The organism is Pseudomonas sp., assembly GCF_035277045.1.
GTDB lineage: Bacteria > Pseudomonadota > Gammaproteobacteria > Pseudomonadales > Pseudomonadaceae > Aquipseudomonas.
In genome coordinates, this window is record NZ_DATELE010000004.1 from 17,053 (window position 1) to 34,542 (window position 17,490).

Consider the following 17,490-nt stretch of genomic DNA (forward strand, 5'->3'; position numbering starts at 1 on the left):
CAGTATCGAGCACTTTCATGACCACGAAATCCTATATCCACTCAAATGCGTTCAATTTTCTCAGCTTCGTTGCTGGCAGCGTCGACCCGCGAACCGGGCAGTACGGCTTGGCAATAGAGTTGCCGGAGCTGCCTGCCAACCAGCTGAGCGGGCCCAATCTGCCTCTACGGATTGCCTTCAACCCGATGAACAATCAGGATTCGGGCTTTGGAGTAGGCTGGAGCCTGAACCTGAGCCAGTTCATCCCTTCGGGGGGCATGCTCAGCCTTCATACCGGCGAGAATTTCAAGGTCGCCGACAATGGGCCGGGCGAGACGGCCGTGATTGCCGAGCGCAAGATCGAGAGCTTCAAGTTCGAGAACGTCAGCGAAGGCCAGGCTACCCGTTTTCGCATTGCGCACAAGTCTGGACTGATCGAGCTGCTGGAGCCGCAGGCGCCTGACTACACGGTGGCGTTGCCTGTACGGGTGCTGGCGCCGACCGGCCACGGCATCGCGCTGGGCTACACGGTTGTCCGCGGCATCCCGTGCCTGAGCTCCATTGTCGATGACAGCAAGCGAACCCTGCTGCGCATTGACTACAGCAGCAATGCCCGCGTGCTCGTGGACCTCAACCCGGACACCGCCGCCTCGGCGCGCTATACCCTTGAGCGTACCGGCGATCAGCTGATGAAGGTGGTCCTGCCTACCCAGGACCAGGCTTGCTGGGTCTTTACCTACCAGCGCATTGGCGAGCTGCGTTGCCTGGCGAGCCTCCAGACTCCCATGGGTGGCACCGAGCGGATCGAATACCAGGAACAAGGGCATGGGCTCCCCGGAGGCGAGGGCAGGACACTGCCGTACGTCAAGCGGCATGTGATCACACCGGGTGCCGGCATGCCGGAACAAGATACCCGCTACACCTTCAGCACGAACAATTTCCTGGGCTACGGAACGGGTATCCGTTGGGGTGATGACGGCCTCGACAACCTCTACAAGTTCGCTGGCGCCAGCTACCTCTACAGCTCGACTGAAAGCCAATACCAAGACGGTATCCCGGTACGCACGATCACGCGCACCTTCAACCGTTTTCACCTGGCGACCGAGCAGGTCGAGACACAGGACGGCTGCATCCAGACTGTCACGACCACCTACCATGAAGTCGCCAACCAGGCCTTCCGCGACCAGCCGGCGAACTTCCAGTTGCCGCGGGTGGTGACCACGACCTGGACCAGGACCGGCGGGTCAGCGCGTCGCGACGAGGCCGTCAGTACCGAGTACGACCTTCACGGCAACCTCACCCGCGAGGAGCAACCCAGCGGTGTCACGACCGAATACACCTACTATCCCAAGGACGCCAGCCCGGCCGATCCTGAAGGGTTCGTACGTCAGCTGAAATCTCGAACGGTTACCCCAGCCAGTACGGGCGAAGGACAGGCCGAAGCTTTGCGCACTGAGATGCTCTACGAACTGCTGCCCTCCCTGGTAGCGGGCGAGCGAGGCACCCTGGTGCCAGCGACTGAAACGCTGGTGCGTGTGAGCGATGGAGCGATCCTGACACACGCCAGCATCGAGCATGCCAAGGATTCCCGGAATGTCCTTGAATACGGTCGCCGCATGCGCGAAACAAACACCCACGGCGTGCTTGCCACCCACACCGGCTATGCCTATGCCCTGGTTTCGGTGGGCGGCCACCCGGCGCTGGAAACCCAGGTGACCGTCTCAGGCTTCGATCATGGCGAGCTTCAGGCTGACGGCAGCACGCGGCATGCGCAGAAAATCAATACTCTGCAGCATTCGGTGCTGATCGGTGAGCCGCTGCTCAACTACGATGACAACCAGGTCCAGATCGCCTACACCTACGACGAGCTAAGGCGGGTTACGAGTGAAACGGTCTCGCCCAACGACGAGGAATACAAGGCAACCCGCAGCTACAGCTACCACCTGTCTGCCAATGGTAACCAGGCCGTGCAGACCGAGGTGGATGTCAAGGGTGTGATGACCTGGACCTATGTTGACGGCCTCAGCCGAGTTGTACGGCAGATGCGACAGGATCCCGATTTTGGCATGACCGTGAAGGCCCAGGAGGCTCCACGGCTGACCTACACCGCAACCTACGATGCCTTGGGCAATCTGGCCGAGGAAGTCGAGCATGACTGGCTGCAAGGTACTGACCTGCCGCTGCGCCGTGCCTTCGAATACGACGGCTGGGGACAGCGGTACTGTGAAGTTGGCCCCGACGGCGTGCGCACCTACGAGAAGACCGACCCCATTGGCACGCCCGAATCCGATGGCCCGATCCTGAGGCAATGGCGAGCGTCCGCCGACGGCGGGCTGCGTACTGGAGAGACCATCACCTGGTTCAACCGCTTCGACAAGCCAGCGCGGGTCGAGCGCTTGGCCTGCGACGAAGTCAGGACACGCGTGAGCCTGCATCAATATTTCCATGATGGCCTTGGACGTACTGCCCGCGAAATCGACGGGCGCGATGCGCAGGTCTCGTTCATCTACGACGAGTTCGATCGGTTGCAGGACCACACCCTGGCCGATGGCTCGATTGTCCAGCGCGCTTACGCTGCGCACAGTCAGGATGATCTGCCTGTGCTGATCAAGGTTCTGGACAAGGGGGTCGAGAAGGTCTTGGGTGAGCAGGCCTTCGATGGCCTGGACCGCATGGTCACGTCGATCACCGGCGGGCGTAAACGCACATTGAGCTATGCCATCGGGCAGCGCCAACCGCTGCAGGTCATCACACCCAGTCTGCAAACGATCAAGTATGCGTACCTGCCGCAACTGGGGGAGGAGCCCCTGCAGCGCGCGTTGATCGATTCAGGGGTAGAGGCGGGATATCAGTATGACCGGCAGAACGCCCGGCTGCTCCACTGCCAGGAACAGGGCGAGGCGCTGGACCGTGAGTACTTCAGTACCGGCCAGCTGCGCAAGGAGGTGCGGACTCAGGGAGGTAGCGTCCACACCATGCACTATGTGCACAGTTTGCGGGGGCGCATGCTCAGCTACACCGATGTGCTCGGCAACGTTCAGTCTTACAGCTACAACGCCAAGGGACAGCTGGTGCAGACCAGCCTGGACACGGTGGCAAGCACCTTTGAATACGACGATCTGGGCCGCACTCGGCGGATTTTCACCCAGACCCGGGAGCACGACGGCAGCATTCGCAGCCTGGCAACCGAACTGGAGTACGACGACTTCGAACGAGAGACCCTTCGCCGTTTCGATTTTGGCGATTCGCTACAAGCGCTGTCGCAGACCTACGATGCGGTCGATGCGGTCAAGGTCAGAACGCTGTCCCAGGCAGGGCGTGATCTGCGCAAGGAGGAGTACACCTACGACAAACGCGGCAGGCTGGTCGACTATCGTTGCACTGCCGAGGATGACTATCGCCCAGTCGATCATTTCGGCAAGAAGATTCAAAGCCAGCGTTTCGACCTGGATGGGCTGGACAACATTACCCGGGTCCGCACTGGGTTTGAAGGCGGCACGATCGATGCGCGCTACCAGTTCGAGAATGCGCTCGATCCCGCGCAACTGACCGGTATCGTTATCCGCGGTCTGGAGAGCGAACCTCGTACGGTTGCGCTGGAGTATGACGGTGATGGCAATCTGACCAAGGATGAGCAAGGCCGAACCCTGGAGTACGACGCCCTGGGACGTCTGGTGAAGGTCGAGGACGGTGCCCGCAGTGCAGGGGCTGCCTATGGATATGACCCACTGGACCGCTTGGCTCTGCAGGTTACTGAGGTCGGGGCAATGTAAGGCGCTATGCCGGCACCGGCAGTTCAGGGCGTAACCGTTGTTACGCTGAGGTGCCTTTGGAGGCCTGCGCATGCGCAGGCCTTTTTGCCATCGTCTGGTTCAATGGCGTGCTACCGGGCTGGACAGCTCGGCGGTAATGCCGCTGTAGTCATTGATCGTAGTGAAGCTGACCCGCAGTCCGTCCTGTATTTTCAAGGTCTGCAGCGGGTATGCCTGTCTGCTCAAGGGCCGGGCCATGTCGCTGACGCTGAGCGTTTCGCTGGCACCGGGGCCGCTGACCACCAGGCGACTGAACGTGTAGTGGTAGGGGGATGGGTTGTCCACGACCAGATGCGGTTTCCCTTCAATGGATTGCACGGACCAGCTCAGGTCCTTGAGCCGTTCTCGGGGGTTGTCGCGCAGTTGGCTTGGGCGGTAGAACACTTTGATTCGGGTGCGAAGGGCGATGGTCAGAACGTTTTGTTGCGAGCCCGGCGCGGCCTGCGGAATCTCTTGCAGATTGAAGTAGAACAACGATTCCCGGTCTTGCGGAAGGTCGCTGGGCAGCGCATTGATCTGCACCGTCTGTTCATTGCCAGGGTCGAGCCTGAACAGATTGGGGGAAGCGAGCAGGGGGACGGCGCTGGTCTGGTCGTCCGCCTCGGTGTTGACCCAGGCCTGTGCGGCATAGGGCGCATCTGAAGGGTTGGCGACGATCACCGACGAGCTGCGTTTGGCGCTGTCGTGGACGATCCGGGTGTGGCTGATTGTCAGCGCAGCCTGCGCATTGGTAAGGCCGCCGGTCAGTATCAGCAGACAGCTGCACAGGGCGTTGAGAGAACGGGCAAGAGGGCGCATGGGAATGACCGAAACGAGGAGTGAGTCGACACCAGGTGCAGAAGTGCACCTGGTGTACGGGTTACGGCAGGGCTACCATGAAGCTGACTTCAGCCTCCGCCAGGCCTTCGGTCACGGCAGGAAGGTGTGACTCATAAGCCGCGTAGAACTGCAAGTCGGTAGGCCGGTTGCTATACAGATCGTATTCCATGGAGGCCGTGTTTGGAGCGAGCTTGGCGTGTGCCTGATCCTTGATCGCCAGCCCCAGGCCACCAGCACCGCCTTGGCGGATTGCATACAGGTCGGTACCGATCGGCCCATGCAGGGGGGTGAAAGTGACCTTGGTCTTGCTGCCGGGAACGATCACGCAGGTGGTGTCGGGCGTAACGCGCAGTGCGAAACCGACTTCAGGCGTCGTGACCCCGGCGGCGGAGAAATACTTTGCCGTGAAATTGCCCAGTGTGACCCGAGGTATAACGCTACCGCCCGGATTTACCACTTCGATAGGGCAGGTACCGCCACCATAAACGGTACCGTAGAAATTGATCTGGCCTGTTTCGTCCGCTGCAAACGCGCTGCTGCCCGCCATTCCCAGGGCGAGCATGAGTACGGTCCTTTTCATCAGGAGCTACCTTTCTAAAAGTTCGCGAGGCCCTGAGATGCCCAGAGTGCTCCCTTATGGCCGGGCATCGCGGTGGAGGGGTGGGAGCGGCGGACAGGTTAGCGAGAGGGGGCGGCAGGTGATGTAGGCGGAATTAACTGGGACGCAAGGATTTCCAGATAGTCTTGGGCTGTTAAATCACAGAACGCGAGCACGTTGTTGTTCAATGCCCTTGCGCATTACCGGGCATGCTCAGCAGGGCCTTATGCTGGTGCCAGTCAAAGGCTTCGCCGTTTTGCTCGGCTTCATAGCGTCGCTCTTCAAGCTCCTGATAGAGCTGCAGCTCCTCATCCGGCATGAAATGCAGGCAGTCGCCGCCAAAGAACCACAACAGGTCTCGCGGGACCAGGTGGGCGATTTGCGGATAGCGCTGGATGATCTGGCAGAGCAGGTCCTGGCCAAGGTACTGGCTCTCGAGCGGATCTTGGGGCAGCAGGTTCAACAACTCGTCGAAGCGCTCCAGAAACAGCGCATGGCTTTCTTCTGGAACTTGCTCGGCTTCGCCAAGGGCCGCCAGGATGGTACGCAGGTGGTGAAGCAGTTGCAGATGGAATTCGAGATGGGGGGTTGGCATGAGTGGGTACTCGGTTGCGGAACAACGCTGGATTATACGTGGCCTTGGGTGTTTTTGGGGCGTTTTCGTGCACCGTCAACTGTCACATCAGCCAGTTTCAACCTGCTGTGCCCGATGTTCAAATTGCCAGGAATTGAACAAGGATCAGGGCAGTGTCCAAGCACGTTTCCGAGGAACAACCCCGCCACATCACAAAAGCCGATCAGCCAGGTATCTGGGGTTTGATCTTTATCGACGATCTGAATAATTGCTGGGCCCGCTACGCTTCCAGAAATCAGGCCATTCTCACTGAGCGGATACGCTATTACCGCGAGTCCGACAATGGTCAATGGGAGGCCGGAGCGTTCCAGGTGGGCGGCGCATTCATGCGTTATAACGAGAATGCGGTATTGGTGGTGAAGCGGCTGTTGCAAGACACCCTGTTCCGTCTGAAAAAGGAATTGGGAGCGACCGGGCGGCGCGTCTATGAAATACGTGATACCTGGCCGTCAGCAGACGCACGCCTGACCATGACGCTCGACCTTGCCGGCATGAAGCTGGTTTATCGGGCCGACGGCGCTGGTGACGTTCAGTTGCAATGGACTGGTCATGCCGAATACGAGCATACGGGCGGCGGCTATAGTTGGGGCGCGATTACGCAACACTATGATAAAGAGAAGCGTACAACCTTGTATTATCTCCCACCGCCGAGCAATGTCGCCCTTGCGGCCATGCAAGGCAGTTGTGCGACGGCAGCGGGTATGTACAGCTTCCTGTTCGACCCGGTGCCCGCGAGTCCACTCGGTGCCGACAGGCCGACCGGCGATCTCGCGGCGAAGTCTGTTGACTATCTCTCAATGAGTTTCAAGCGTGAGCTGTTCCCTGAGGTCGCTCAGGATAAACCTCCGGCTGATTCGAACTGGGCAACAGGACTTATGGTGCCACCGGGGTCTGTGGTCTTTACCGGTGGGGTTTACTCAGAGCCGTCGGGCTATTACGTCGCGGGATTCCTCCAGCCTCCGGCGTTGGAAGCCTCCACCCGCAGTACCCAAGCTGAAGCACCGCTATCGATCACCCCGATGCTTCGGGTAGTGGGAACCGGTGCCGGGAAGCAAGCGCTCACCTTGGAGCCAGCAGGTGTCACGGCCCAGTGGACGTTGGCGGGATCAGCCGTGGGTACTCTCGAACACGACAGCGGGCAATGGTTCTATCATCCGCCCGCGGTAGCGAACCCCGCCGTCACCCTCGAGGTCAACAACAAGACCGATGTGCCGGCAGTGGTGCGCTCCACGCTGGCGTTTCCGGTTGCTGCGGATGTCATCACCGCAAGGGCGGGCGCTCGCAGTGCCTCTTCGACATTCGTGACTGTTTATGCCCAGGAAACCCACTACTTCAAGGCTCGGCTGAGATCAGGGAAGGTACAGCTGATCTTGTGTTACAAAAACCGCCAGGGTAACGAAGTCGAAGTGCCTGCCGCCAATACCAAGTGGGCAGTCAAGGAGGGCAACGGGACGGTGAATGCCGAGGGCGTTTTCACGTCCGCATCGCGCCAGCCTACGCCGTTCACGGTGCTGATGGCTGAAGATGTTGACACCACACTTTTGTACTGGGCTTACATCGTGTTGGCACTGCCAACCTTGGAGCCCGAACAAATGATCGACTACATCAATGGCTGAAGCTTGAGAATAGTCCAGTGCCCGGCGAAGCCGGGCTGGGGATGTGTCACCGAACCTTCCCTTCACTCGCCAGCAACTCCTCCTTGCTGAACGCATCCACATCGATCACCTTGCGCCGCGCCTTCTCCGCGGCCCGCAGGCGTTCGGCTTCCTGAGGCTGCACCACACCGGCCCGCAACGCGGCATCAATCGCCGATTCGCCTGGCACCGTTCCCAGCTTGCCGGCCTTCAAGGCCTGGTGCAGGGTTTTCTGCAGCGGCGCGCTGTCATCGAGCAAGTCGCTGGCGTGCTGCAGCGCCCCCACCGGGTCATCCGCCGACTGCGGCCGGTAGCAACCGGCAAGCAGTTCCTCGAGCGCGGGATCACCCTTGCGCCGCCCGATCAGCTCGGCCACCTCGGCGTCCAGCTCATCACTGGGCCCGGTGTGCCGGCGCCCGAACGGGAACACGATCACGCGCAACGCGCAGCCCATGAAGCGGTTGGGGAAGTTGTCGAGCAGGCGGTCCAGCGCTTTCTCGGCCTGGTCCAGGCTTTCTTCCATGGCCCAGCGCAGCAACGGTTGCATGTGCTCGGGCGACCCCAGGTCGTGGTAGCGCTTGAGCGCGGCGGAGGAGAGGTACAGGTAGCTCAGCACATCACCGAGGCGGGCCGACAGCCGCTCGCGGCGCTTGAGCGCGCCGCCGAGCAACATCATGCTCAGGTCCGCCAGCAGCGCGAAGGCCGCGGCCTGGCGGTTCAATGCGTGGAAGTAGCCCTGGCTCAACGCATCGCCCGGCACCTTTTCAAGGCGCCCCAGGCCCAGGCCCAACACCAGGGTGCTGGCGGCATTAGCCACGGCGAAGCCGATATGCCTGAGCAGCAGCTGGTCGAACTCCACCAGTGCCTGCCCTCGGTCCTCACGCCCGGCCAGGGCCATTTCCTTGAGCACGAACGGATGGCAGCGAATGGCGCCCTGGCCGAAGATCATCAGGTTGCGCGAGAGGATGTTGGCGCCCTCGACGGTGATGAAGATCGGCGCGCCTTGCCAGTTGCGGCCCAGGTAGTTGTTTGGCCCCATGATGATGCCCTTGCCGCCATGCACGTCCATGGCGTGCTGGATGCACTCGCGGCCACGCTCGGTGAGGTGGTACTTGAGGATCGCCGACAGCACCGAGGGCTTCTCGCCCAGGTCCACGGCCTTGGCGGTCAGCAGGCGTGCGCTGTCCATCAGCCAGGCGTTGCCGCCAATTCGCCCCAGCGACTCCTGGATGCCTTCGAACGCCGCCAGTGGCACGTTGAACTGCTCGCGAATGCGCGCGTACTGGCCGGTGACCAGGCTGGTGTACTTGGCGGCGCCGGTGCCGACGGCCGGCAGCGAGATAGAGCGGCCTACTGACAGGCAGTTCATCAGCATCATCCAGCCCTTGCCGAGCATGGCTTGGCCACCGATGAGGAAGTCCAGGGGGATGAACACGTCCTTGCCGCTGTTGGGGCCGTTCATGAACGCCGCGCCCAGCGGCAAATGGCGCTTGCCGATGTCGACGCCAGGGGTATCGGTTGGGATCAGCGCCAGGCTGATGCCCAGCTCTTCCTGCTCACCCAGCAGGTGATCGGGGTCGTAGGCCTTGAAGGCCAGGCCCAGCAGCGTGGCCACCGGGCCCAGGGTGATGTAGCGCTTTTCCCAGTTCAGGCGCAGGCCGGTCACCTCTTCGCCGTTCCACTGGCCCTTGCAGATGACCCCGGTGTCGGGCATGGCGCCGGCATCGGAGCCGGCCAGCGGGCCGGTCAGGGCAAAGCAGGGGATCTCGTCGCCACGGGCGAGGCGCGGCAAGTAGTGGTTGCGCTGCGCGTCGGTGCCGTAGTGCAGCAACAGTTCGGCCGGACCCAGGGAATTGGGCACCATCACGGTCGAGGCCAGGTCGCCACTGCGGGTTGCCAGTTTCATGGCCACCTGGGAATGGGCATAGGCGGAGAAGCCCTTGCCGCCGTATTCCTTGGGAATGATCAGCGCAAAGAAGCCATGCGCCTTGATGTGCGCCCAGGCCGCGGGCGGCAGGTCCAGGTCCTGGCCGATCTGCCAGTCACTGACTAGCGCGCACAGCTCATCGGTGGGGCCATCGATGAAGGCTTGTTCCTCCTCGGTCAGTTTGGCCGCGGGGTAGCCGAGCAGGGTGTTCCAGTCGGGGCGGCCGCTGAACAGCTCGCCGTCCCACCATACGGTGCCCGCGTCGATGGCCTCGCGCTCGGTCTGCGACATCGGCGGCAGGGTGCGCTGGAACCAGCCGAACATCGGCGCGCTGAAGCGCTTGATGCGCAGGTCCGGCAGCAGCACGAACGCAGCGGCCGCGGCCAGCAGCAGCCAGAAGATGATCAGCAGCCAGCCCGGGGCATGGCTAAACACGCCCATCAGCAGCAGATACCCCGCCACCACGCCGAGCGCGGGCAAGGGCGAAACGCGTCGGTGGGCGAGATATGCCACCCCGAGCACCAGAACCACCAACCACAACAGCAACATGATCCGTCCTCCGTGGAAACTTCGTGTCGACTTGCCCGCACAGCTTAGACCGCATCCGCGCGCCAGCCAGGTCTGTTCAGTGACAGGGTGTGGCGGCGGGAGTTCGCGGGCGATTGCCAGGGAATGTGTCCGGCGGCGGCAAGCCCTCGTGGGCATTAGTGGAGTAGACTGGGTCTTTTCCGCATTCGATCAGGACATCACCATGCTGAAGATCTGGGGCCGCAAGAACTCGACCAACGTGCGCAAGGTGCTGTGGTGCGCCCAGGAGCTTGGCGTTGACTTCGAATCGCTCGACGCCGGCGGCGCCTTCGGCCTGGTCGATGAGCCGGACTACCGCGCGCGCAACCCCAATGGCCTGGTGCCTACCCTGGAAGACGGCGAACTGGTGCTGTGGGAGTCCAACGCCATCGTGCGTTACCTGTGCGCCGAGTACGGCGATGAAAACGGCTGGTACCTGGACGACCCGCGCCAGCGCGCCCAGGCCGACAAATGGATGGACTGGGCCACCTCATCCCTGGCAACGCCCTTTCGCCCTCTGTTCTGGGGCCTGCTGCGCACCCCGCCCGAACAACAGGACTGGGTAGCGATCAACGCCGCCCACAAAGCCTGCGCCCACCTGCTGTCGATCGCCGACCAGGCCTTGGCCCGCCAGCCATACCTGAGTGGCGACGAGATCGGCATGGGTGACATCCCGCTGGGCTGCTTCGTCTATGCCTGGTTCGAGATGCCCATCGAGCGCCCGGACATGCACCACCTGCGTGCCTGGTACGAACGCCTCAAGGCCCGTCCGGCCTACCAGGCCGCCGTGATGACCGCGCTCACCTGAGCAGCCGGCGTGAACGACCCGCTCGCCTCGATAGTCACTATCGATATGCATGACTGTACTTGCGCGGCCTGGCCTTGCACCATGGCCGCACTCACTGCGCCAGTGATCCGATCTGGCGTGTCCTGAACCTTCTTTACCCGGTACGTGACCCGCTATGAGTTCTGCCCTGTCCATCCGACAGCTCACCAAGACCTACGGCAACGGCTTCCAGGCCCTGAACGGCATCGACCTGGACGTCGCCGAAGGCGATTTCTTTGCCTTGCTCGGCCCCAATGGCGCCGGCAAGTCCACCACCATCGGCATTCTCTCGACCCTGGTCAACAAGACCAGCGGCACGGTGAATGTGTTCGGCCATGACCTGGACCGCGAGCCCGCCGCGCTCAAGCGCAGCATCGGCGTGGTGCCCCAGGAGTTCAACTTCAACCAGTTCGAGAAGACCTTCGACATCGTCGTCACCCAGGCCGGCTACTACGGGATCCCGCCCAGGCTTGCCAAGGAACGCGCCGAGCAGTACCTGACGCAGCTGGGCCTGTGGGACAAGCGCGACGTGCCGTCCCGCTCGTTGTCGGGCGGCATGAAACGCCGCCTGATGATCGCCCGGGCGCTGATCCACGAGCCACGCCTGCTGATCCTCGACGAGCCCACCGCGGGCGTCGATATCGAACTGCGCCGCTCGATGTGGAGCTTTCTCACCGAGCTGAACGAGAAGGGCATCACCATCATCCTGACCACCCACTACCTCGAGGAAGCCGAGCAGCTGTGCCGCCACATCGGCATCATCGACCACGGCACCATTGTCGAGAACACCAGCATGCGCAAGCTGCTGGGCAAGCTGCACGTCGAGACCTTCGTGCTCGACCTCAGGCATGACCTGGCCAAGGCGCCGGTGCTGGCCGGCTACCCGTGCCGGCTGATCACCCCGCATACCCTGGAAGTGCAGGTGGACAAGGATGTGGGCATCACCGCGCTGTTCGGCCAGCTGGCGCTGCAGAACATCGAGGTGCAAAGCCTGCGCAACAAGACCAACCGTCTCGAGGAGCTGTTTGTGTCACTGGTGGAAAAGAACCTTGAGAAGGTGGCGGTATGAGCGTGGAGTTGCAAACCAACTGGGTCGCCCTGAATACCATCGTCTACCGGGAAGTCAGGCGTTTCCTGCGCATCTGGCCGCAGACCCTGCTGCCCCCGGCGATCACCATGGTCCTGTACTTCGTGATCTTCGGTAACCTGATCGGCCGGCAGATCGGCGACATGGGCGGCTTCACCTACATGGAGTACATCGTGCCGGGACTGATCATGATGTCGGTGATCACCAACTCCTACGGCAACGTGGTGTCGAGCTTCTTCGGCAGCAAGTTCCAGCGCTCGATCGAAGAGCTGATGGTCTCGCCGGTGTCGCCGCACACGATTCTCGTCGGCTATGCCCTGGGCGGCGTGCTGCGCGGCCTGGCGGTAGGGGTGATCGTGACCATCCTGTCGATGTTCTTCACTCACCTGCAGGTGCATCACCTGGGTATCACGGTGCTGGTGGTGCTGCTGACCGCGACCATCTTCTCGCTGCTGGGCTTCGTCAACGCGGTGTTCGCGCGCAACTTCGACGACATCTCGATCATCCCGACCTTCGTGCTGACGCCGCTGACCTACCTGGGCGGGGTGTTCTACTCGATCAGCCTGCTGCCGCCGTTCTGGCAGACGGTGTCGATGGCCAACCCGGTGCTGCACATGGTCAACTCGTTCCGCTACGGCATCCTAGGGGTTTCGGATATCCGCATCGGCACGGCGATCACCTTCATGCTGGTCGCCACTGCTGTGCTCTACACCCTTTGCGTGCGCCTGCTGGTCAGCGGCCGCGGCATGCGTACCTGACCGGGAGGCCTTGCGCCGGCGCCACTGCCGGCCTACCCACCAGCGCCAGTAGAGCATGGTCAGGCAGTAGGCGAGGGCGCCGAGCAGCACGCCGCACACCACCGAGCCCAGCAGGAAGGGTTGCCACAACGTCGAGAGCTGCCCGGTGATCCACTCGAAGGTGAGCTCCTCGGGCAGGGTGCGCGGCGGTATCTGCATCAGCCAGGCGCCCATCATGTAGGTGCAGAAGAACACCGGCGGCATGGTGATCGGGTTGGTCAGCCACACCAGGCTGACCGCGATCGGCATGTTGGCGCGTACCGGGATCGCCAGGCAGGCGGCCAGCAGCATCTGCATCGGAATGGGGATGAATGCCGCGAACAGGCCCACGCCCATGGCCCGCGCCACCGAATGGCGGTTGAGGTGCCAGAGGTTGGGGTCGTGCAGCAGCCGGCCCAGAAAGCGCAGCGACTTGTGCTCCCGGATAGTGGTTGGATCCGGCATGTAGCGTTTGAAAATTCTGCGCGGCATGTAGGGTCTCGGCGGGTGAAGAGGGCCAGTATGCACCCGATCGCCTGACTGCCTTGTTCAGACTTTGTGACAAATATTAAGCGTGCACGCGTGCGTCCTTGGTCTATTCCTCTCGGGACGTTTTTCGTTTTGGGGCGGTAGTCATGCGCACAGGGATGTTTGCGCTTGCGCTCGGGATGCTGTGCCTGGGTTTTCTGCCGGCGTTGCCATCTGTCGGGTGGTTGTGTCTGATGGTTTTTCCGGGGCTTGCGTGCCTGTGCACGCGCGGCTGGCCCGTTGGCGTTTTCCTGTTGGGTGTGTGCTGGGCCTGCTGGTCGGCGCACGGGGCGCTGGAGCAGCGTCTGGACCCGGCACTGGACGGGCGCACGGTGTGGCTGGAGGGCAGGGTGGCCGGCCTGCCGCAGCAGGGCGGGCGTGTCGTGCGCTTCGAACTGGACGATGCGCAGTCGCGCCGCGCCAGGCTGCCGCCGCGCCTGCAACTGAGCTGGTTCGACGGCCCGCCGGTCAACAGCGGCGAACGCTGGCGCCTGGCCGTTTCGCTCAAGCGCCCGCACGGGTTGCTCAATCCCCATGGCCCTGACCGTGAAGCCCGCTTGCTGGCCCGGCGCATCGGTGGCACGGGCACGGTCAAGGCCGGCAGCCTGCTGCAAGCGGCCGATGGCAACTGGCGCGATGGCTTGCGCCAGCGCCTGCTGGCGGTGGATGCGCAGGGCCAGGAAGCCGCGCTGGTGGCCTTGGTGCTGGGCGACGGAGCAGGCCTGGCGCGCGAGGACTGGCAGGTATTGCGCGACACTGGCACGGTCCACCTGATGGTGATTTCAGGCCAGCATATCGGCCTGCTGGCGGGCCTGATCTACGCACTGGTGGCGGGCCTGGCGCGCCTGGGCTGGTGGCCGTCGCGGCTGGCGTGGCTGCCTTGGGCCTGCGCACTGGCCATGCTGGCGGCGCTGGGCTATGGCTGGCTGGCCGGTTTCCAGGTGCCGGTGCAGCGGGCCTGCCTGATGCTGGCAGTGGTGCTGCTGTGGCGCCTGCGCTTTCGCCAGCTGGGGGCGTTCGTGCCGCTGCTGGCGGCGCTCGATGCCGTGCTCGTCGTCGAGCCGTTGGCCAGCCTGTTGCCCGGGTTCTGGCTGTCGTTCAGCGCCGTGGCGGTGCTGATCTTCACCTTCGCCGGGCGGCTCGGCCGCTGGCGGCCCTGGCAGGCCTGGAGCCGCGCCCAGTGCGTGATTGCCGTCGGCCTGCTGCCCGCCTTGCTGGCGCTGGGCCTGCCGGTCAGCCTCAGCGCGCCGCTGGCCAACCTGGTGGCGGTGCCCTGGATCAGCCTGGCGGTGTTGCCGCTTGCCTTGCTGGGCACCGTGCTGTTGCCGGTGGCGGGCCTTGGCGACGCCTTGCTGTGGGTGGCCGGTGGCATGCTCGATGTGCTGCTGCGTCTGTTGGCGCAGGTCGCCCAATGGCAGCCGGCATGGCTGCCCGAGCCGTTGCCCGGGTGGGCCTGGACGCTGGTTTGTCTGGGCGCGGTGCTGGTGCTGTTGCCGCGCGGCATGCCCTTGCGCTTGCCGGGCGCGGTGATGCTGCTGGCGTTGTGGGTGCCTCGGGAACAGATCCCGCTGGGGCAGGTCGAGGTCTGGCAGCTGGATGTCGGCCAGGGCCTGGCGATCCTGTTGCGCACCCGTCACCACACGTTGCTGTATGACGCTGGCCCGGCGCTGGGCGAGGCCGACCTGGGCGAAAGTGTCGTGTTGCCCACGCTGCGCAAGCTGGGTGTGAGCGCGCTCGACCTGATGCTGATCAGCCATGCGCATGCCGACCATGCGGGCGGCGCGGGGGCCATCGCACGGGGCTTGCCGGTCGCGCGGGTGCTCAGCGGCGAGGCCACGGCGCTGCCGGCGGCCTTGCAGGCGCAACCCTGTGTCAGCGGCGAGCGCTGGACATGGGACGGCGTGTCGTTTTCGGCCTGGCGCTGGACGGATGGGCCCGACAGCAATCAGCGCTCATGCGTGCTGCTGGTCGAGGCGCAGGGCGAGCGGCTGCTGCTGGCAGGCGACATCGAGGCCGGGGCCGAGCGCGCCTGGTTGGCCGCCACGCCGGCGCCGCGCATCGACTGGCTGCAGTCCCCGCACCATGGCAGCCGCAGCTCGTCCACCGAGGCGTTCATCAAGGCCACCGCGCCCCGTGGCGTGCTGATCTCGCGCGGACGGCACAACGGCTTTGGCCATCCCCATGCCGAGGTCATCGCGCGCTACCGGCGGCACGGGCTGGAGATCCACGACACCGCGCTGCACGGTGCGTTGCGTCTGCGTCTGGGCAGCCATGGCGACGTCGAGGCGATGCGCGGCCAGCGGCGCTTCTGGCGCTGATGACTGGCCCTGGCGACCTCCGGCAGATGAGCCTCCTTCGGTCCTATGGTAGAGTGTCGGACTTTTTCGGGGGGATGCTCAACGTGTGGGAATTGGTCAAGTCCGGTGGTTGGATGATGGTGCCGATCATTCTGAGTTCCATCGCTGCCATGGCTATCGTCGCTGAACGCCTGTGGACCCTGCGTGCCAGCCGCGTGACCCCGCCGCACCTGCTTGGCCAGGTGTGGATGTGGATCAAGGACAAGCAGCTCACCGGCGACAAGCTCAAGGCACTGCGCGCCGACTCGCCGCTGGGCGAGATTCTCGCCGCGGGCCTGGCCAACTCACGGCATGGCCGCGAGATCATGAAGGAGTGCATCGAGGAAGCCGCCTCCCGGGTCATCCATGAGATGGAGCGCTACATCAGCACCCTGGGCACCATCGCCGCCATGGCGCCGCTGCTGGGCCTGCTCGGCACGGTGCTGGGCATGATCGACATCTTCAGCGCCTTCATGGGGTCGCAGATGACGGCCAACGCCTCGGTCCTGGCCGGTGGTATTTCCAAGGCCCTGGTCACCACCGCGGCCGGCCTGATGGTGGGTATCCCGGCGGTGTTCTTCCACCGTTTCCTGCTGCGCCGCATCGATGAGCTGGTGGTGGGCATGGAGCAGGAAGCGATCAAGCTGGTCGAGGTGATACAAGGCGATCGCGAAGTCGAAGTGGCTGGAGGCAAGGCGTGAAGTTCAGGCGCAACCGCCAGCGCGAGAACGTCGACATCAACCTGGCGTCGTTGATCGACGTGGTCTTCGTCCTGCTGCTGTTTTTCGTGGTCACCACCACCTTCACCCGCGAGACCCAGCTGCGCGTCGAGCTCCCCGAGGCCGCCAGCGCCACGGCGGCGACGGACGCGCCGGACAAGCAGGTCGAGATCACCATCAGCGCCGAAGGCGTCTATTCGGTGAACAACAACCTGCTGCCCAAGAGCGACCTGGCGACCCTCACCGAGGCGATCGAGCAGGCATCGGCCGGTGATCACCAGCTGCCGCTGTCGATAAGCGCCGATGGCAAGACGCCGCACCAGGCCGTGGTCACTGCAATGGATGCCGCCGGCAAGCTCGGTTTCAGCCAACTGCGCATGACCACTGTCGAGGCGGCCCAGGAGACGCCCTGATGGCGCTGGCCGACCGCCTGCTCGCCGCGTGGTACGCCGGGCACCCCGTGCTGGCGTTGCTGCGCCCGCTCGAAGCGCTGTACCGCCGCGTGGTGCTGCGCAAGCGCGCACGTTTTCTCAGCGGCGAGCGCCCAAGCTACCGCGCCCCGGTACCGGTGGTGGTGGTGGGCAATATCACGGTTGGGGGGACCGGCAAGACGCCGATGATCCTCTGGCTGATCGAGCATTGCCGAGCCCGGGGGCTGCGCGTTGGCGTGGTCAGTCGCGGTTACGGCGCCAAGCCGCCGCAACTGCCCTGGCGGGTCAGGGCCGGGCAGCCTGCCGAACAGGCGGGCGATGAGCCGCTGCTGATCGTCCAGCGCACCCACGTGCCGCTGATGATCGACCCGGACCGCTCGCGCGCCGTGCAGGCATTGCTCGACAGCGAGCCCCTGGACCTGATCCTGTGTGACGATGGCATGCAGCACTACCGCCTGGCCCGTGACCTCGAGCTGGTGCTGATCGATGCCGCCCGGGGCCTGGGCAATGGCCGCTGCCTGCCAGCCGGACCGCTGCGTGAGCCGGTGGAGCGTCTGGCCGACGCCGATGCCGTGCTGTTCAATGGCGCGCCGGCCGATGGCGATGCAGGCTTTGCGTTCAGCCTCAAGCCCGCCGCCCTGGTCAACGTACTTACCGGCGAGCGGCGTGGCCTCGATCTGTTTCCGGCGGGCCAGGCGTTGCACGCCGTGGCCGGCATTGGTAATCCCCAGCGTTTCTTCAATACCTTGCAAGGGCTAGACTGGCAGCCGGTACCGCATCCCTTCGCCGACCATGCGCAGTTCAGCGCCGAGCGCCT

At 63.8% G+C, this 17,490-nt stretch carries 14 protein-coding genes; 9 read left to right on the forward strand and 5 right to left on the reverse strand.

The window, feature by feature from the left end:
• Positions 1–17 precede the first annotated feature (17 nt).
• The gene (locus tag VJS90_RS00135; RefSeq protein ID WP_324117927.1) at positions 18–3,752 is read left to right on the forward strand and encodes a sugar-binding protein; all 3,735 of its coding nucleotides are present in this window, start codon (positions 18–20) and stop codon (positions 3,750–3,752) included.
• 99 nt (positions 3,753–3,851) lie between these two features.
• On the opposite strand, the gene VJS90_RS00140 is transcribed toward VJS90_RS00135, so the two are convergent.
• From VJS90_RS00140 to VJS90_RS00150, 3 genes are all read right to left on the reverse strand, one after another.
• Positions 3,852–4,589 (reverse strand): molecular chaperone, encoded by a 738-nt coding sequence (locus VJS90_RS00140; protein ID WP_324117929.1) that lies wholly within the window; start codon positions 4,587–4,589, stop codon positions 3,852–3,854.
• 61 nt (positions 4,590–4,650) lie between these two features.
• The gene (locus VJS90_RS00145; RefSeq protein ID WP_324117931.1) at positions 4,651–5,190 is read right to left on the reverse strand and encodes a fimbrial protein; all 540 of its coding nucleotides are present in this window, start codon (positions 5,188–5,190) and stop codon (positions 4,651–4,653) included.
• Positions 5,191–5,392: 202 nt separating this feature from the next.
• Entirely contained in the window at positions 5,393–5,803 is a 411-nt protein-coding gene (locus VJS90_RS00150; protein WP_324117933.1) for a PA2817 family protein, read from the reverse strand.
• Between the two features lie 152 nt (positions 5,804–5,955).
• On the opposite strand from VJS90_RS00150, the gene VJS90_RS00155 reads away from it, so the two are divergent.
• Positions 5,956–7,458, forward strand: a complete 1,503-nt coding sequence (locus VJS90_RS00155) for a hypothetical protein (protein WP_324117935.1) — start codon at positions 5,956–5,958, stop codon at positions 7,456–7,458.
• A gap of 46 nt (positions 7,459–7,504) precedes the next feature.
• Here VJS90_RS00155 and VJS90_RS00160 read toward each other — a convergent pair whose 3' ends face one another.
• Positions 7,505–9,952 carry an acyl-CoA dehydrogenase gene (locus VJS90_RS00160; protein ID WP_324117937.1) on the reverse strand — a complete coding sequence of 816 codons (2,448 nt, stop codon included), beginning with the start codon at positions 9,950–9,952 and terminating at the stop codon, positions 7,505–7,507.
• A gap of 202 nt (positions 9,953–10,154) precedes the next feature.
• On the opposite strand from VJS90_RS00160, the gene VJS90_RS00165 reads away from it, so the two are divergent.
• The 3 genes from VJS90_RS00165 (at position 10,155) to VJS90_RS00175 (ending at position 12,641) form a co-directional block, all read left to right on the forward strand.
• A complete protein-coding gene (locus VJS90_RS00165) occupies positions 10,155–10,778 on the forward strand; it encodes a glutathione S-transferase (protein WP_324117939.1) in 624 nt (207 codons plus the stop codon).
• 154 nt (positions 10,779–10,932) lie between these two features.
• Entirely contained in the window at positions 10,933–11,865 is a 933-nt protein-coding gene (locus VJS90_RS00170) for an ABC transporter ATP-binding protein (RefSeq protein WP_324117941.1), read from the forward strand.
• A complete protein-coding gene (locus tag VJS90_RS00175; RefSeq protein ID WP_324117943.1) occupies positions 11,862–12,641 on the forward strand; it encodes an ABC transporter permease in 780 nt (259 codons plus the stop codon). Before VJS90_RS00170 ends, VJS90_RS00175 begins: the two co-directional genes overlap by 4 nt.
• Here the strand turns inward: VJS90_RS00175 and VJS90_RS00180 are convergent.
• Positions 12,525–13,151, reverse strand: coding sequence for a DUF2062 domain-containing protein (locus tag VJS90_RS00180; RefSeq protein ID WP_324117945.1), 627 nt, complete (start codon positions 13,149–13,151; stop codon positions 12,525–12,527). The two genes, VJS90_RS00175 and VJS90_RS00180, sit on opposite strands and share 117 nt — an antisense overlap.
• Before the next feature lie 143 nt (positions 13,152–13,294).
• Here VJS90_RS00180 and VJS90_RS00185 point away from each other — a divergent pair, with 143 nt between their 5' ends.
• From VJS90_RS00185 to lpxK, 4 genes are all read left to right on the forward strand, one after another.
• Complete coding sequence (locus VJS90_RS00185) at positions 13,295–15,505, forward strand: DNA internalization-related competence protein ComEC/Rec2 (protein WP_324117946.1); 2,211 nt, start codon at positions 13,295–13,297, stop codon at positions 15,503–15,505.
• An 83-nt stretch (positions 15,506–15,588) separates the two neighbouring features.
• Positions 15,589–16,224 (forward strand): MotA/TolQ/ExbB proton channel family protein, encoded by a 636-nt coding sequence (locus VJS90_RS00190; protein ID WP_324117949.1) that lies wholly within the window; start codon positions 15,589–15,591, stop codon positions 16,222–16,224.
• Complete coding sequence (locus tag VJS90_RS00195) at positions 16,221–16,655, forward strand: ExbD/TolR family protein (protein ID WP_324117951.1); 435 nt, start codon at positions 16,221–16,223, stop codon at positions 16,653–16,655. Before VJS90_RS00190 ends, VJS90_RS00195 begins: the two co-directional genes overlap by 4 nt.
• Positions 16,655–17,490 (forward strand): tetraacyldisaccharide 4'-kinase (gene lpxK, locus VJS90_RS00200; RefSeq protein ID WP_324117953.1); only part of this gene is annotated, 836 nt, incomplete at its 3' end. The genes VJS90_RS00195 and lpxK, both read left to right, overlap by 1 nt.

Excerpts from the sequence above, each read along its gene's own strand:
- VJS90_RS00135 (WP_324117927.1), top strand. The coding sequence starts at position 18 with ATGACCACGAAATCCTATATCCACTCAAATGCGTTCAATTTTCTCAGC.
- VJS90_RS00140 (WP_324117929.1), bottom strand. The coding sequence starts at position 4,589 with ATGCGCCCTCTTGCCCGTTCTCTCAACGCCCTGTGCAGCTGTCTGCTG.
- VJS90_RS00145 (WP_324117931.1), bottom strand. The coding sequence starts at position 5,190 with ATGAAAAGGACCGTACTCATGCTCGCCCTGGGAATGGCGGGCAGCAGC.
- VJS90_RS00150 (WP_324117933.1), bottom strand. The coding sequence starts at position 5,803 with ATGCCAACCCCCCATCTCGAATTCCATCTGCAACTGCTTCACCACCTG.
- VJS90_RS00160 (WP_324117937.1), bottom strand. The coding sequence starts at position 9,952 with ATGTTGCTGTTGTGGTTGGTGGTTCTGGTGCTCGGGGTGGCATATCTC.
- VJS90_RS00165 (WP_324117939.1), top strand. The coding sequence starts at position 10,155 with ATGCTGAAGATCTGGGGCCGCAAGAACTCGACCAACGTGCGCAAGGTG.
- VJS90_RS00170 (WP_324117941.1), top strand. The coding sequence starts at position 10,933 with ATGAGTTCTGCCCTGTCCATCCGACAGCTCACCAAGACCTACGGCAAC.
- VJS90_RS00175 (WP_324117943.1), top strand. The coding sequence starts at position 11,862 with ATGAGCGTGGAGTTGCAAACCAACTGGGTCGCCCTGAATACCATCGTC.
- VJS90_RS00180 (WP_324117945.1), bottom strand. The coding sequence starts at position 13,151 with ATGCCGCGCAGAATTTTCAAACGCTACATGCCGGATCCAACCACTATC.
- VJS90_RS00185 (WP_324117946.1), top strand. The coding sequence starts at position 13,295 with ATGCGCACAGGGATGTTTGCGCTTGCGCTCGGGATGCTGTGCCTGGGT.